Below are 15404 nucleotides of genomic sequence, written 5' to 3'. Positions count from 1 at the left end.
GCTACCATCAGGCAGCCCTTTTTTATTTTCTAAAAATACACTAACAAATTCCCAAATCAATTATCCAAACTCTCAAAGCTGCTTTTATAAATCAAATCATCACCTTGTTGGCATGAAATGACGACGTCGTTGATGTCTGCGCCTTCGATGGTGCCTTGACCATCGATGACGGTGCAGGGCTGGATGGGGTCATTGGGCATGCTGCTGATAATGACTTCGTAGTCTTCTAAATCATTCAAGGGCAGGGCGAAGATGAAGGCGCCTCTTTGGTTGATGATTAAATCATCTGCTTGGTTGTTTTGTAGGGTCATTTGGTTGCCGTCGATTAAGTTGAGGACGTGGCCGGCGACGAAGTAGGGTGTGTAAACACAGGCGACTTCAACGTTGTTTTGGCCGTTGGCATTGATTTGGCTTTCGGTTTGTTTGACGGCGCAAGTTTGGTTGGGGCTGCTGGGGTGCGATGCCACGCTTACGGTGTAATTGTCACCTTGGTACAGTTGGGTTGGAAACATCACGGTGCTGTTTTCTGTGATGGTTAAATCGTCACCGCCATTATTTTGTATTATGAAATCATTGCCTGCGGATAGGCCTGTTACTGAGACTTTTACTGGAAATGAGGCATCCATAATATAGGCAGATCCACCGTTATTAGCGACTGCGAAGTCTCTGTGGGCGCCTATCATCATCTGGCCGCCGTCCATGCTGATGGACACGCCAAATTCATCTCGGGCGTTGGTGTCTAGGCCGAATATTTCATCGCTTTTTACCCAATCAGTGCCCAACATGTCATCGCTTAAGCGGTCATAAACATAAACCACCCCTGAATAGGCGCCATTGAAGCCGGCATTCTGGGCACCAATATACAGCCTGTCACCCACCACGCTGACCGCAGATCCAAATTCATCACCACCGTCAACGGCAGCTTCGGTGATTTTTTGTCTTAAAGCCCAAGATTGTCCATCGTATTCAAAAAGGTATGCTGCGCCTGAGTCAGCAACGATTCCTGTGTCTTCAATGGCGCCGACTAAGATGCGGTCACCAGATAAACTGACAGCATGGCCAAAATTGGCCCCATCGATTATTGAATCAGACAGCAGTTGTTGTGTTTCTTCCCACAGGCTATTGTTGCTGTTGTATTCAAAGACATAGGCTGCACCGCCGGCCAGGCCATTTGTTGGGTGGAAGTTGGCACCTGCTACCATGCGGTTTGTTGACAGGCTGATAGATGCGCCTAAGCGGGTGTTGTCGGTGCCATCGCTGGTGGTTAATTTTTGTCCTTCAATCCAATTTTGTCCATCGTGATTGAAAACATAAATTTTACCTGATCTGTTGCCTAAGTCATCATTAGAACTGGCGGCGATCATGGCTGTGTCTTGATGGACGGCTATGGTGTATCCGAACCAATCACTATTGGCGGCGTCGGAGGCAGTTAACTTTTCTGTTTCTACCCATGTTGAATTATTGAATTCAAAAACATAAACCGCGCCGGCATCTCCACTTTCTTCATCATTTCTGAATGAGCCAATCATCAAACGATCGCCAGACAGGCTGATTGCATTTCCAAATTGGTCATTGGTATCGGCGTCGCTGGCGATTATTTTTTGTTTAAAAGTCCATTGACCATTTTCATACTCATAGTAATAAACAGCGCCTGCATTCTCGACTGTGACTTGATTGATGCTTGGGTCGTGATATTTAGAACCAACCAAAGCGCGGTTGTTTGATATGCTGACTGCTGTACCATAAAAATCATCAGCCATGCCATCAAATGCTGTAAGTTTTTGTTGTTGTAGTGCGCTTTTGAATTGAAATTCTGAGTTGTTAATTGAGGTATTGTCAGAGGTGTTGTCTGAATGATTGATTTTCGTAGCTGAGCTTTGACCCCCTATGAGGCTTAATATCAGAAAGCTTAAATATTTTAATTGTGTGATGTGTTTCATATCGAGTCCGTTTTGTTTTTTAAATTTTTGATAAAAAATGGCATAAAAATCCTGAATTTTTTTACCACCTAAATCACTACTAACAACTGAAACAGAGTTTACTGACACTTTTTTAAATTAATTTTATTCATGTGGTTTTATGGCCTTCTGTGGTTCAAAGAGTTGGCTTAGTGGTGTGTGGTCAAACAGTGCCGCTTGTGCTGTTTGACTCTTTGTAGTCAGTGGCTTTAAAAACAACATTTCACCCCCAGTTTATGGGCATTCCTAAAAAAATGCATACATGAAAAATCACATCAAAGATTGGTTGTCTCCTTTTGGTATTGAGTTGTCGCAGATTCAAATGGCTTTGGCTGTTTTGTTGGTTATTGTTGTTATTTCTGTCGTTATTCACCTTGTGTTGCACCGCGTGGTGTTGAAGACGATTGAGCGGATGGCTAAAAATTACAGGAGGAATTGGCGCACTGTTTTGTTTGAGGAAAAGTTGTTCAGTCGGTTGGCTTTGACTTTACAAGGTGTGTTGATTCATGCGCAAGCGATTCTTTGGTTAAATGAGGGCTCAACTTTGCGCGAAGTGCTGTCGGCGTTCAGTTTGCTGTGGGTGATTTTGTTTATCATGTTGACTTTTTTCTCTGTGATAGATGCTTTTGCTTATTTTGCTAAAAACAACAAAAAGACCAAGAATTTACCGATTCAAGGGTTTTTGCAGGCGATCAAGTTGTTCATTGCATTGGTGGCGATTATTTTCATGATTGCGGTGGTCATTGGTCGTTCGCCGATGCTGATCGTCAGTGGTTTGGGTGCCATGACAGCGGTGATGATGTTGGTGTTCAAAGACCCTATTATGGGTTTTGTTGCTGGTATTCAATTGTCGGTCAATGACATGTTGCGCATCGGTGACTGGTTAGATATGCCGAGTTATGGTGCGGACGGTGATGTGATTGAGATTGGTTTAACCACAGTCAAGGTGCAAAATTGGGACAAGACCATCACCACGATTCCGACTTATGCTTTGATTTCTGATTCTTTTAAGAACTGGCAGGGCATGACAGAGTCTGGTGGTCGGCGTATCAAGCGTGCGATATATTTAGATGTCAGCAGCATCAAGTTTTTAGACGAGGCATTGATGGCGCGTTTGAATCAGGCCAAGTTATTGGCTCCTTATTTGAGTGAGAAATCATCTGAGATTGAGGTTTATAACCAGAAAGAGCAGCTTAATTTGGAAGTTAAAATCAATGGTCGGCGTTTGACTAATATTGGCACCATGCGCGCTTATTTGATTAATTATTTACAAAATCATCCAAGCATCCATAAAGACATGACTTTGATGGTGCGTCAATTGGCCGCTGAAGACAAAGGCGTGCCGTTACAAATTTATGCGTTCACAAATACCACAGACTGGGCTGAATATGAACAAATCCAAAGTGACATTTTTGATCACATCTATGCGGTTGTTGATGCTTTTGACTTGCGCATTCATCAGTCAGTGGGTGGGGCGGATGTCAGGAGTTTGTTGTTGATGAGTAAAACAAATGAACAGCAAGAACCTAAGGAACAAATACATAGGGAACTGCCACCTAAGGAAAAACCACCGCTTGATAAGCAAACAAAAAACCAGGAGTCAGATGATGTATAAAAAAATCAAACACCATGAAGAATCCCAACGTTTTGAACTCGTTGTGGATGGTCACACCGCCTACCTGTCTTATGCGTTAAGTCGTGGCGTGGCTGACTACAACCACACCATCGTACCCAGTGATTTGGGCGGTCGTGGCATAGGCACAGAACTGGTGAAATATGCTTTGGCTTATGCACGTGTGAATCACTGGTCAGTGATACCGAGCTGTTCTTTTGTCGCGCACTACATTCAGAAAAACAGTGGTGAACAGGATTTGTTGGCCTAAGGTGAAATTAAAAAAGGCCTGTGATTATTTCAATCACAGGCCTTTTTTTATGCTTATAAATTAATTTTAAAACTGTAAGTCGTAAAGCGTGGATTTGAGCCACAATTTAATCATTTGATTTTGTTTGCTTGGGCTGTCTTGCTTATTAAGAATCAATTCTTGACCATTGAAATAAAGGGTTTGCAAAGCGTCATCAACCTCAATTGATTTGTTAAAGCCAGCCATTGTTAACTTTTTATTTAATGATGCAATGAAGTCGGCGAGGTTTTCAAAGCCATTTTCAAAAATCATGTCAGTGAATGAGACATTGAAGAAGACAGCTGCTGATGTGTTTTGGCCATTGTTTAATGTCCCGCCATTGTCTAATAACGTTGCTTGGCATGAAGCCACGCCAAGGTTTAATGTGAAATCGATAATTAATTTGCCATTGAAATCAATTTGAATTTGATCTACCACGCCATCAGGATCAGTGCAGTTGGCAAAGAAGCCAAGTACAGCCTGGCTGTTCTCATTCTCAGGCCCCATAGAGATGTTTTCTGCAAAACCTGGGACTTGAATCTCTGACATTTGTGCATCAACCAAACCTGTGGCATCTACATCTCCCATGACCGTAAATGACGGCGCATCATTAACGCATGTGACAGACATATAAACTTCAGCACTTGATCCGCCATTGATGTGGTAAAAATAGTTATCCGTTCCATTTCCATCGTTGCAATAATCTGCGTCTGGTTGGTATGAAATGTTGGTTGAGTTGTTATTAGCTGTGCCATGAGTCGGATTATCAACTGATGTTACGACTCTGGGGCCGCCGTCAACATCGTTGTCATTATCAAGTACATCATAGGTTGCATTAGCTGTATCTTCTAAGATAAGAAATTCATCAAAACTAGCAACTGGGACTTGGTCTATTGAAGTGGACACAACCGTTGTGCTGTTGTCATTTATCGAACCGACTCCATCTGACGCATTGATGGTGAAAGCGGTTGTTTCTGTTTGGCCGGGAGCCACACGGTCATCTGTTGGGTTGAAGTCTAATTGTCTGATGGCTGCTTGTGCATTGGCTGCAGTCATCGATGACAAACTGTATGGTCCCGCCCCCGAAAAGCCTGATGCATTTAAAGAAGCTGAGGTAAATATACCTTTGGCATTGTCATCTAGTGTGACAATTAAGCTGATGTTGTCACCATCAGGCTCGCCCAAAGTCACATTTGAGAAGGGTAAAATGGTGGCGTCATCATTGACCCCTTGGCTGCTGTTTGTGCCCCCAATGGTTGGTAGGTCATTGGCTGATTGCAAATTGTCATAGATAAAATTATCTACAGCAATGTAATCTTGGTTGCCAATTAACTCAAATTGTACTGAATCTACGTCAGTATTGTTAAATGCAGTTCCAGTTAAATCAATGCGGTGCCACCTGACATTCAAGGCGGTGTTTTGGCCAAAGTCGATCATGGCAACATTTTCACTGATGATTTGTTGGTTGTTACGATAGCCCAATACCCTGACCAAAGCGCCAGTGTCTTGAACCACGCCTCCTTGGTTTTCAGAAGGCCAAACATCAAAGCTTTGGGCCCTGAATGTCATGCCTGTAGGGGCATTGATGCCTCCGACATTGCCCGACTTTGATGTACCATAGACTGTATCTAAGTATCCGTCAGAAGTTAATCCATTACCGTTTAATTCGGAACCGTATGTTTCAAAATAAATACCAATCAGGTCGGGTGATACGGTGAATGTTTGTCCTGATGAAGAAAAACTGGTCCCATTTTGGCCAATGTTTTCAAAGTCATAAGTGACGGCTTGGCTACATATACTGACTGAAAGGAGCGTCAGTAAAACTGCAGTTTTTTTGGTTCTATTGTTTGTATTCATGATTCCCCCGAATGGATTGAATGGTTTGGAAGTCAATTATTCTATAACAAAATACAGCCTGGGTAAATGGGAAGGAATTTATTAAGGCTAATGCGCATGGCTGCATAGTTATTTCAGGGTCTGGTGCGTATAATTAATGCTTTCCGTTAACACAAAATACCACATGCGCTATTTAGGAATGCAAAGCTTGTCACATGAGCAATGGCTGGCAGTGATGGGTCAATCACAATACGTGGACGTGTCTGTGGACAGGTACAACAATGGGCCGCTGGTGACCTTATTGGAACATCGTGTTTCAGAATTGTTTGCCAAGCCCAATGCGATGTACTTTAACAAGGGCACCACTTGTCAACTGGCTTTGATGAAAGCCGTGTGCGAATCCAAGAAGAACAATCGTGTGGTGGTGCATCCACAATCGCACATTGCACAAGATGAACAGGATGCTTATCAGGCTTTGATGGGTTTGGAAGGTGTGGTTTTGGGTGGTATTGGCAAGCCCTTTGATGCTGCTGATTTGTACACGCTCTCAAATGATGTAGCAGTGCTTGTGGTTGAGTTGCCTTTGCGTCGGGCGGGTTTCAAGCTGACACCTTGGGATGAGTTACTCAAGATGCGCCAATGGTGTGATGAAGAGGGTGTGCATTTTCATATGGATGGCGCGCGTTTGTGGGAGTCGGCACCTTTTTATGGCAAATCTTTTGAAGCCATTGCGGCTTTGTTTGATTCGGTTTATGTGTCCCTTTATAAGGGCATTGGGGCAGTTTCTGGTGCTTTGTTGTTAGGTGATGACGATTTGTTGTCATCATGTGCTGTGTGGCGTGACCGTTTGGGATCGAACATGTGGACGGCTTTTCCTTCTTTGATTACGGCCTTGGAAGGTTTGGACAAGAATTTACCACAGATTCCTGATTGGGTTGAACGAACAAAAGCAATCAGTGAAGTGCTGATTGATTTCAAGATGTTGGTCATGGATAAGCCTGAATGTAATGGCTTTCAAATTAAACTCAAAGCACCGCTTCAACAGTTGAATGCCGAATTGCTAAAGTGTGAGCAGCAGTTCGATATGGTTTTGTGTAAGCCGTTTGAAAGGTTGGATGACGATTGGGTTTTTACAGAAATTCAGGTGGTGAGCCATCATGCGGTCAATGATGTCAATGAGGCCAGTGCCAAAGAAAAAAGTGCCAAAGATAAAAGTACCAAAGATAAAAGTACCAAAGATAAAAGTACCAATGAAATAAGCGATGTCGAAATTGAAATGTTTTTTGCGGCTTTGTTGTCTGCGGTTGAGTCTGGTGATGATGTCTTGGAATGGAGCGAATAACGGTGATTTTAAGTAAAATTTTATCTTACGGCAAAGGCTTCAAACGACAGGCTGTTTGGGCCAGCATCTGTTCTGTTGTTAATAAACTGTTCGACATTGCGCCTGAGATTTTGATTGGTATCGCCATCGATGTGGTGATTAACCAGGAAGATTCATTTGTTGCTGCCATGGGTATTGCTAACCCCAAGCATCAATTGTTTTTATTGGGTGTTTTGACGTTCTTCATCTGGGCAGGTGAATCCACTTTTCAATACCTCTATATGCGTTTGTGGCGTGATTTGGCGCAAAAGATTCAGCACCATTTTCGGGTTGATTGCTATGCCCATATCCAGCGCATGGACATGCGATTCTTTGAGAACCAATCCAGTGGCAGGCTGACATCAATCCTCAATGATGATGTGAATCAGTTGGAGCGATTTTTGGATATTGGTGCCAATGACATTTTGCAAGTGGTCACATCAGTCGTGGCAGTGGGTGCGGTGTTCTTTCTGATTTCTCCCAAGTTGGCGCTGTTGGCTTTCACACCAATTCCAGTGATTATTTTTGGTGCCTTTTATTTCCAAAGGAAAGCTGAGCCGAGGTATGCCTTGGTGCGTGAAAAAGCAGGGAAAATTGCTGAGGCTTTGAATAATAATTTATCAGGTGTGGCAACCATCAAGAGCTTCACCAAAGAGTCTTTTGAGAAGCAACGCATCGCTGACATCAGTACCGAATATATGAAAGCCAATGAATCGGCGATTAAAGTCAGTTCGGCATTCACACCAGTAATTCGGATGGCGATTTTGACTGGATTTTTGGCAACATTTATTGTTGGTGGTTTGGATACATTGAACGGTGATTTGGCCGTGGGTGCTTACGGTGTTTTGGTGTTTTTGACACAAAGGTTGTTGTGGCCATTCAGGGATTTGGCCAACACCATGGATTTGTATGAACGTGGCATGGCTTCAGCAAGGCGAATTTTGGGTTTATTGAATGAGCCGATTCACATCAAGGATCACGATCAGTCACAAGATGTAGCGCTTAAAGGTGCCATTGATATCGATGCGGTTGATTTCACTTATGATTCGCAGGCCGAACCGGCACTGAAAAACATCAACTTACACGTGAAAGCTGGCGAAACCGTGGCATTTGTTGGCCAAACCGGTTCTGGTAAAAGCACAATAATTAAACTGCTGATGCGCTATTATCACAGCCAAACTGGCAGCATCAAATTAGACGGTCATTTGATCCAAGACATCAATATGTTGTCCTTGCGGTCGCAAATTGGCTTGGTTTCTCAAGCCACATTTTTATTCAATGCGAGTATTTTTGAGAACATCAAATACGGTAATGACCAAGCCACTGAGGCAGAAATCATAGAAGCGGCGCAATTGGCCGAAGCGCATGAGTTCATTGAACAATTAGATCAAGGCTATCAAACCAAAGTCGGCGAGCAGGGTGTTAAACTGTCAGGAGGCCAAATACAACGCATCGCATTGGCTCGGGCTTTATTGAAAAATCCACCGCTGTTAATCTTAGATGAAGCGACTTCTGCGGTTGATAATGAAACAGAGGCTGCGATTCAGAAATCTTTGAAGAAAATAGCCAAGGGACGGACGATTGTTTTGATTGCCCATCGATTATCGACAGTGGTGCATGCGAATCAAATTCATGTGATTGACCAAGGGCAGATTGTTGAGTCTGGCAACCACGATTCATTGGTTCAAAAAGGTGGAAGGTATCAAAAATTATGGGCCATTCAGACAGGCGGGGTAAACCTTTGATTTTGACGTTTTTAGAGGTGAGGGAAAGGTGGGCTTGAACAGCGAACTCAATCAATGTGTTGTTGATTTATTAAATTTCAGTAGGCCTGCCAGTCAGTTGCGGCCTGAGGTGATGGCATTAAAAAATATTTTATTGAATGTCAGTGATTTTAATGCCTGCCCAGATGAGGGGATTGCAGCTGGTGAAACACTGACACCACATGGTTTGGCCATTTCGCCGAGTAATGCAGCCAGGTGTACGGATGACTACGTCAGAACGATTCAATTCATTCGGGGTGCTCATGCTGCTGTAGAGGATTTACTTGACCAAGGGCATGAATCTGTTCACCTGCTGTATGTGGGTTGTGGCCCTTTGGCTGTGTTGTTGATTCCTTTGCTGGTTAAATTTAAAGGTCAAGGTGTTAGGTTCACTGTCATCGATATTCATGAGGAATCCATTCAATCAGTCAATGCAATTTTGGATGCTTTGTCTTTAGATGATCAGCCTGTCAATTTAATTTGTGGTGATGCGATGAATTGTTTGACAGATATGTCCGATGCGCCAGATGTGGTGTTGGTAGAAGTGATGCAAACGGCTTTACAGAAAGAACCTCAGGTCGCCGTATGTCGTCACATCATGCAAAACCATCCGCAAGCTAAACTGGTACCTGAGTCAATTACATTGTCCTTAATATGGGTTGATCCTGCAATAGAGTTCAGCCAAAACCACGTAAACAAGGACAGTTTTCGGCGCGACTTAGGTGCTGTTTTCAAATTTGATCAAACGTTAATTGATGGATTGGAAAGCATGGATTGTGACGTGATACCTGCAGCAGTGGTTGCTGTGCCTGATGATTTGGATTTATCTGGTTTGCTTCAAATTTTTACATCGATTCAAGTGTATAAGGACAAAGAAATTACAGCGTATCAGTCTGGCTTGACCTCTCCATTACATTTTGACGTTGATTTGACTGCATGCTTAGGCAAGCGAATTCACTTTGAATACCAGGTTTTAGAAAATCCCGGGGTTATTGTTAAGGAAATAAGCGATTAAAAAAGCCGTCAAATTGACGGCTTTTTTTAATAACGAACAACTCAGGTGAAATCAGTTGTCACCGTCTGTTTCTTCTTCAACGGCATCTTCTGCTTTGTCTTTTAATTCGTTGGCTTTTTCAACAGCGCCATCTTTGAGCTCTTTGGCTTTTTCTTTTGCTGCTTCAGTCATGTCGCCAGCCTTTTCAAAAGCATCATCTTTTAACTCGTCGGCTTTGGCCATGGCATCATTGGCATGTTCTTTAGTTGCTTCTTTCAACTCTTCTGCTTTATCCATGGTAGCGTCTGAAATTTCTTCGGCTTTTTCTACTGTGGCATCTTTTAAGTCTTTGGCAGAATCTGCGACTTTATCAGCGGCATCAACAGCAGCTTCTTTGCCTTTTTTGGCAGTTGTTTTGATTTGTTCTTTCACTTCTTTGGCTTGAGCCTGTGATTCTTGTTTGGCTTCTTCACTACAAGCTGTGAGTGATAAAGTGGCTACTATGGCTGTAATTAACGCTAGTTTTTTCATGGTTCTCCTCTCTCTAAAAAGCAACATGATAGCATTTTTAAACTGATTTTAAAGGGAATTCACAAAAATTCACAGCCGTGAGTAATCATGATAAACTGATTCTTTTTTTCAGGCTTGGTTTTATGAAGGCAGTTACATTTATCTTTATCGCGTTTTTTTATGGTTCAGTTTTTGCTGCACCGGTACATTTAAAGAACATTGTTGCTTATTCTCATGATGGTAAGCAGCTTTCTGTACTTGATTCCCTGTATTTTGATAATGAAACGGGTCGAATCATTGCGCCGACTGAAGAAGAAGCCAAGCTTGCTGAGGTGATTGATGGTAAAGGGCAGTTTGTTTTACCTGGCTTACACGATGCCCATGGTCATATTTTGAATTATGGCTTAGGTAAAATGTTGGTTGAAGTCAGGGATTTGCCCAGTGCCAATGCAGCCGTAGATAAAGTCAAAGCTTTTGCTAAAGCAAACCCCAAAATGCCTTGGGTATTAGGTCGTGGTTGGAACCATGTACAGTGGGAAAGCAAAAGCTTTCCAACCCGTTATCAGCTTGATGAAGTGGTCAATGACCGTCCTGTGTGGCTGCGTCGCGTTGATGGGCATGCGGCTTGGGCTAATTCTAAAGCGTTGGCCATTGCCGGTATCAATCGAGAAACAGCCAAAGGCAATGACCTGATCATCAAAGATGCCGAAGGTGTACCTACGGGTGTGTTGATTGACAACGCCATGTCATTGGTGGCCAAACATTTGCCAGAGGCCACTTCAGAGGTGAAAGACAAGGCTTTGCAACTGGCCTTTAAGGATTTATTGTCGGTGGGTTTGACTTTTGTCCATGAAGCAGGCATTGATGAAACTGTTTATGAAAAATACCAAGCTTTGGCTTTTAAAGAGGCTATGCCGATCCGTGTTTATGGCATGTTGTTTGGCTATTTGGATGGCATTGAAGCGTTATTGAAAAAAGGTCAAATTAACATCGATGACCACATCATCATTCGCTCTGTGAAACTGATGGTGGATGGTGCTTTAGGCAGTTATGGTGCCATTTTAAAAGCACCCTACAGTGACAAGCCTGAAATGAAAGGTGCTTATGTGCAAACGCCGGAACAAGTTGAGCAGGTGTTAGGTCTTTTGGTTCAATATGACTTTCAGGCTAATGTACATGCCATAGGTGATAAAGGCAATGCAGAAGTGATTGAGCTGTTGTCTCGCCCGAATATGAAATCCTCAAAACTCAGACATCGCGTAGAGCATGCGCAAATCCTCAGTTTAGATGACATTCCTAAATTCAAGCAACATGACATCATTGCATCCATTCAACCCACCCATGCCACATCTGATATGAACATGGCTGAAGACCGAGTGGGTGCTGAACGCATCAAAGGGGCATACGCTTGGCAAAAGTTAATAAAGTCTGGTGCTGTAGTGGCTTCGGGTTCAGATTTTCCAGTTGAATTGATCAATCCATTTTATGGTTTGCACGCCGCAGTGACACGTCAAGACCGAAAAAATCAACCCGAAGGTGGTTGGTATGCTGATGAAGCCATGTCAGTTGAGCAAGCGCTTCAAAGTTTTACTATCAATGCGGCCTTTGCTGCCCATGCTGAATCATTCAGTGGCTCTTTAGATGTGGGTAAATATGCAGACTTTATTGTTGTTGATCAAGATATTTTTAAAATCAACAAACAAGATATATGGAAAACTAAAGTATTAGAGACGTGGGTGGGTGGCCAAAAAGTGTTTGAATATCAACAAGAGTGATTTTTTATAGGTGATATAGATACTCGGGTCAAGCCCGAGTATGACGGATTGACTTGTGAATGATGCGGCTGATTTATGGTTTAGTGATGTTTGTTACCATATAAAAGATCACTGCTTGTTATTCATCTTGTGGAATCTCGAAATTGACCATCCATTGGATACCGAATGGGTCAGTCAGCATGCCAAAGTAAGAACCCCAAAAGGATTTTTCTAAGGGCATGGTGACTTCGCCACCATCAGAAAGCGCTGCAAAAACACGCTCTGCTTCTTTTAAAGTTTCTGGATTGACTGATAAAGCAAAGTTGTTACCTGGGTTGTGTCGTTCGGTTTGGCTACCTATGGTGTCACAACCCATCAATACAAACCGATCATTAATTGGCAGAGATATGTGCATGATTTTGTCTTTGTCATTTTCTTCCACTGTACAGTGATCGTTACCGTCGTTATTTTGGGGCATTTCACTGAATAATGACGTGTGTAGGATTTCGGTTTGAAATACAGCTTGATAAAAATCAAAGGCTTCTTTGCAGTTGCCTTCAAAGTGTAAATAGATATTGATGTTGTTCATGGTATCGCTCTAAGTGATTGCTTATGATTATAGCGGTTTTTTGGATCGATAATTTCTGGATTGATAACATGACGCTTTTTCATGCTTGATTCAACTGACCAAGACGCCATTTTCATGGTCTTTAAAAGCCTGCTTCAAATCTTCATGGGTACTCATGACAAAGGGGCCAGCACGTACAACAGGCTCATTTAATGGTTCGCCAGTGACCAGCAAGAAACGGCTGTCTGAATTCGTTTTAACCTTAATTTGTTGTGCTTTACCTTTGTCTTCAGGTTCATTACCTACAGATTCATTACTTTCATATTTATTACTTTCATATTCATTGAGTAGGGTGGCCAGTTGACCGCCTTTTACAAACTCACTGTTCTCACCAATCTGAACCTCACCGTCAATGACATAAACAAAACCATTGTGTGAGGCCGGAATCGATTCAACAAGGGTTTGACCTTGAGGCACCACCACGTCCCAATAATTCAAAGCATGGCTTTGGGCTTCACTGCGCCATTGGTGATTCACAGGCCCTTGGGTTTTTGCTGTGGCTCCTGTGATGACTTTGATGCTGATGCCACCGGCTTGGTGCTCAACTGGTATCTCTTGCTGCGTGAATTCTTGGTATTTAGGTGGTGACATTTTGTCTTTTTGCGGCAAATTCACCCACAACTGAAACCCAGCCAATAAGCCACCTTCTTGTTCCGGCATTTCAGAATGTATTACACCTGATGCGGCGCTCATCCACTGGACATCACCTGGACCAATGACACCTTCATTGCCCATGCTGTCTTTGTGGCGCATACGGCCTTCTAACATATACGTCACAGTTTCAAAGCCACGGTGTGGGTGAGGTGGAAAGCCTCCGATATAGTCTTGTGGCTGATCTGTGCCAAAGGCATCTAACAGCAAGAACGGGTCTAACTGCTTTAATTCCGGTATACCAATAATTCGGGTGAGTTTGACACCATCACCATCGGAGGTCGCGATGCCTTGATAGACTTGATCTACTGTTTTGTATTTGTTCATGGTGTGCTCCTAATTATGTATTGCCTTGCCTGTATTACCTTTTATGCCAGTAGCGATTGTTTGAATGTATCTAAATCAAAGTCTTTGCTGTCGATTAGGGTCACATCATCCAAGCCAATAAAACTCAGTACGTGTTTTAAATAGGGTGTTGCAAAGTCTATCGCTGAACCCATGGGCGTGCCACCTGAGGCATACACCAAATAAACTTTTTTTGGCGTCACCAAGCCTTCAGGGCCGTTTTCAGTGTACCTGAAAGTCACTTTGGCCCTGGCAATCAAATCAATCCAAGCCTTCAATGCGACTGGGATGTTGAAGTTATAAATGGGGACGCCAATGACCAAATGATTTGCCTGATTCAATTCAGCGATGAGGTGGTCAGAGAACGCCAAAGTTTCTATTTGATCGGGTGTTTTTTGCTCAGCAGGTGTGAAGTTGGCTTGCATCCACTCACCATCAATTAAAGGTGTGTTGTTTGTCAAGTCCCGCCTAACTGTATTTGATGGTATCTGTTTTTCCTGTCCATAGACTTTGATGGCTTCGGTTACTTGTGCAGTGACTTTTTGGGTTACTGAGTGTTCGTGTTGTCCGCTGCTGTCTAATTGTAAAATGTGTTGTGTCATGTGTTTTTGTTTTATTTACTTTTGTATTGATTCTATTTTATGGTTCTAAAAATAACAATAAAGTGTCAAAATACTAAATAACTGTTTCCAATAAAAGAACAATGAACACATTAGAAAACATGCAAACCTTTGTCAGGATCATTGAGGCTGGCAGCATATCTAGCGCGGCAGATCAGTTAGACGTGGCCAAATCAGTGGTCAGTAAGCGTTTACAGCAACTTGAACAACACATGGGAGTGACCTTGTTGACTCGAACCACCCGAAGGCAAACGTTAACGGCTGCTGGTGAATCGTATTATCAGCAATGTTTGCGTATATTAGAGGATGTAGCCGAAGCAGAAGCCCTAGTAAAGGATGAACACCAAGCCTTGTCTGGCAGGATTCGCATGGCCGTGCCTTTGAGTTTTGGTTTGAGTCATTTAACCGAAGGCATATGGCAGTTCAATCAACAACACCCTGATGTGGTTTTTGACATAGACTTCAGCGACCGTTTAGTGAATTTGGTGGAAGAGGGCTTTGATATGGGCATCCGGATTGCGAAGTTATCAGAATCGACCTTAAAGGCCAGAAAGTTGACCTCAACCAAAATCGTTTTGTGTGCCAGCCCAGGTTATTTAGCCGCACATCCAGTCATTGAGCGCCCAGAAGATTTGAGAAAAGGGCATGAGTTTGTGCAATACAGCGGTGGTCCAGATTCATGGCAATTTGCCGATGCCGATGGCAAACCATGGCAATTAAAGATGCCACACAGTATCAGGGCAAACAACGGAGAGTTCAATTGCCAGTCTGCCATTAGGGGGCAAGGTTTAATTTTTTTGCCCGATTTTATCTGCTATAAAGCATTACGGACTGGTGAGCTGGTTCCTGTGCTTGAAGGCCAGTTACCTGAACGCGTTTTGGGTTGTTATGCTTTATATCCTGAAACCAAACACCTGACTTATCGGGTCAGGTGTTTGATCGATTTTCTGGTAACGTATTTTGAAACTGACTGTCCTTGGCAAAGTTAACATCGTTTATTGACTGCTTCTTGATTCCGCGAATGCTTTGAATACTTGTTCATTATTGAGTTGTTTAAAATTTGAGCTTGGCCGTTATCAAGTTG

General features: G+C 42.9%; 13 protein-coding genes. 7 read left to right on the top strand and 6 right to left on the bottom strand.

Annotation, left to right across the window (positions count from 1 at the left end; translation table 11 throughout):
- Positions 1–56 precede the first annotated feature (56 nt).
- Positions 57–1940: an FG-GAP repeat protein gene (locus tag FET73_RS00350; protein WP_154221945.1), complete on the bottom strand. Its 1884-nt coding sequence runs from the start codon at positions 1938–1940 to the stop codon at positions 57–59.
- A gap of 280 nt (positions 1941–2220) precedes the next feature.
- Here FET73_RS00350 and FET73_RS00345 point away from each other — a divergent pair, with 280 nt between their 5' ends.
- Together FET73_RS00345 and FET73_RS00340 are read left to right on the top strand one after the other, a co-directional pair.
- Complete coding sequence (locus FET73_RS00345; protein ID WP_154221944.1) at positions 2221–3573, top strand: mechanosensitive ion channel family protein; 1353 nt, start codon at positions 2221–2223, stop codon at positions 3571–3573.
- On the top strand, positions 3566–3841 hold the full coding sequence (locus FET73_RS00340; protein ID WP_154221943.1) for a GNAT family N-acetyltransferase: 276 nt from the start codon (positions 3566–3568) through the stop codon (positions 3839–3841). Before FET73_RS00345 ends, FET73_RS00340 begins: the two co-directional genes overlap by 8 nt.
- 66 nt (positions 3842–3907) lie before the next feature.
- On the opposite strand, the gene FET73_RS00335 is transcribed toward FET73_RS00340, so the two are convergent.
- Positions 3908–5716, bottom strand: coding sequence for an Ig-like domain-containing protein (locus FET73_RS00335; RefSeq protein ID WP_154221942.1), 1809 nt, complete (start codon positions 5714–5716; stop codon positions 3908–3910).
- 136 nt (positions 5717–5852) lie between these two features.
- Here FET73_RS00335 and FET73_RS00330 point away from each other — a divergent pair, with 136 nt between their 5' ends.
- From FET73_RS00330 to FET73_RS00320, 3 genes are read left to right on the top strand one after another with little or no spacing between them, the layout of a single operon-like run.
- Positions 5853–7037 carry a threonine aldolase family protein gene (locus FET73_RS00330; RefSeq protein ID WP_154221941.1) on the top strand — a complete coding sequence of 395 codons (1185 nt, stop codon included), beginning with the start codon at positions 5853–5855 and terminating at the stop codon, positions 7035–7037.
- Complete coding sequence (locus tag FET73_RS00325) at positions 7025–8800, top strand: ABC transporter ATP-binding protein (protein WP_154221940.1); 1776 nt, start codon at positions 7025–7027, stop codon at positions 8798–8800. Before FET73_RS00330 ends, FET73_RS00325 begins: the two co-directional genes overlap by 13 nt.
- A gap of 34 nt (positions 8801–8834) precedes the next feature.
- Positions 8835–9833: an SAM-dependent methyltransferase gene (locus tag FET73_RS00320; RefSeq protein WP_154221939.1), complete on the top strand. Its 999-nt coding sequence runs from the start codon at positions 8835–8837 to the stop codon at positions 9831–9833.
- Between the two features lie 51 nt (positions 9834–9884).
- Here the strand turns inward: FET73_RS00320 and FET73_RS00315 are convergent, their stop codons facing one another.
- Positions 9885–10343: a hypothetical protein gene (locus tag FET73_RS00315; protein ID WP_154221938.1), complete on the bottom strand. Its 459-nt coding sequence runs from the start codon at positions 10341–10343 to the stop codon at positions 9885–9887.
- A gap of 122 nt (positions 10344–10465) precedes the next feature.
- Here FET73_RS00315 and FET73_RS00310 point away from each other — a divergent pair, with 122 nt between their 5' ends.
- Positions 10466–12097 (top strand): amidohydrolase, encoded by a 1632-nt coding sequence (locus FET73_RS00310; RefSeq protein ID WP_154221937.1) that lies wholly within the window; start codon positions 10466–10468, stop codon positions 12095–12097.
- 118 nt (positions 12098–12215) lie between these two features.
- On the opposite strand, the gene FET73_RS00305 is transcribed toward FET73_RS00310, so the two are convergent.
- The 3 genes from FET73_RS00305 to FET73_RS00295 form a co-directional block, all read right to left on the bottom strand.
- A complete protein-coding gene (locus FET73_RS00305; protein ID WP_154221936.1) occupies positions 12216–12665 on the bottom strand; it encodes a VOC family protein in 450 nt (149 codons plus the stop codon).
- A gap of 90 nt (positions 12666–12755) precedes the next feature.
- On the bottom strand, positions 12756–13682 hold the full coding sequence (locus tag FET73_RS00300; RefSeq protein WP_154221935.1) for a pirin family protein: 927 nt from the start codon (positions 13680–13682) through the stop codon (positions 12756–12758).
- 41 nt (positions 13683–13723) lie between these two features.
- Positions 13724–14302 carry an FMN-dependent NADH-azoreductase gene (locus tag FET73_RS00295; RefSeq protein WP_154221934.1) on the bottom strand — a complete coding sequence of 193 codons (579 nt, stop codon included), beginning with the start codon at positions 14300–14302 and terminating at the stop codon, positions 13724–13726.
- A gap of 101 nt (positions 14303–14403) precedes the next feature.
- Here FET73_RS00295 and FET73_RS00290 point away from each other — a divergent pair, with 101 nt between their 5' ends.
- Positions 14404–15309, top strand: coding sequence for a LysR family transcriptional regulator (locus FET73_RS00290; RefSeq protein WP_154221933.1), 906 nt, complete (start codon positions 14404–14406; stop codon positions 15307–15309).
- The last annotated feature ends 95 nt before the right edge of the window (positions 15310–15404 follow it).

This window comes from Marinicella rhabdoformis (assembly GCF_009671245.1).
In the GTDB taxonomy this organism is placed as follows: Bacteria; Pseudomonadota; Gammaproteobacteria; order Xanthomonadales; family Marinicellaceae; genus Marinicella; species Marinicella rhabdoformis.
This window is presented reverse-complemented; position numbering and strand designations above follow the sequence as displayed.

What these genes read in the sequence shown, in the direction of transcription:
- FET73_RS00350 (WP_154221945.1), bottom strand. Translation starts at nt 1,940, where the DNA reads ATGAAACACATCACACAATTAAAATATTTAAGCTTTCTGATATTAAGC.
- FET73_RS00345 (WP_154221944.1), top strand. Translation starts at nt 2,221, where the DNA reads ATGAAAAATCACATCAAAGATTGGTTGTCTCCTTTTGGTATTGAGTTG.
- FET73_RS00340 (WP_154221943.1), top strand. Translation starts at nt 3,566, where the DNA reads ATGTATAAAAAAATCAAACACCATGAAGAATCCCAACGTTTTGAACTC.
- FET73_RS00335 (WP_154221942.1), bottom strand. Translation starts at nt 5,716, where the DNA reads ATGAATACAAACAATAGAACCAAAAAAACTGCAGTTTTACTGACGCTC.
- FET73_RS00330 (WP_154221941.1), top strand. Translation starts at nt 5,853, where the DNA reads ATGCTTTCCGTTAACACAAAATACCACATGCGCTATTTAGGAATGCAA.
- FET73_RS00325 (WP_154221940.1), top strand. Translation starts at nt 7,025, where the DNA reads ATGGAGCGAATAACGGTGATTTTAAGTAAAATTTTATCTTACGGCAAA.
- FET73_RS00315 (WP_154221938.1), bottom strand. Translation starts at nt 10,343, where the DNA reads ATGAAAAAACTAGCGTTAATTACAGCCATAGTAGCCACTTTATCACTC.
- FET73_RS00310 (WP_154221937.1), top strand. Translation starts at nt 10,466, where the DNA reads ATGAAGGCAGTTACATTTATCTTTATCGCGTTTTTTTATGGTTCAGTT.
- FET73_RS00305 (WP_154221936.1), bottom strand. Translation starts at nt 12,665, where the DNA reads ATGAACAACATCAATATCTATTTACACTTTGAAGGCAACTGCAAAGAA.
- FET73_RS00300 (WP_154221935.1), bottom strand. Translation starts at nt 13,682, where the DNA reads ATGAACAAATACAAAACAGTAGATCAAGTCTATCAAGGCATCGCGACC.
- FET73_RS00295 (WP_154221934.1), bottom strand. Translation starts at nt 14,302, where the DNA reads ATGACACAACACATTTTACAATTAGACAGCAGCGGACAACACGAACAC.
- FET73_RS00290 (WP_154221933.1), top strand. Translation starts at nt 14,404, where the DNA reads ATGAACACATTAGAAAACATGCAAACCTTTGTCAGGATCATTGAGGCT.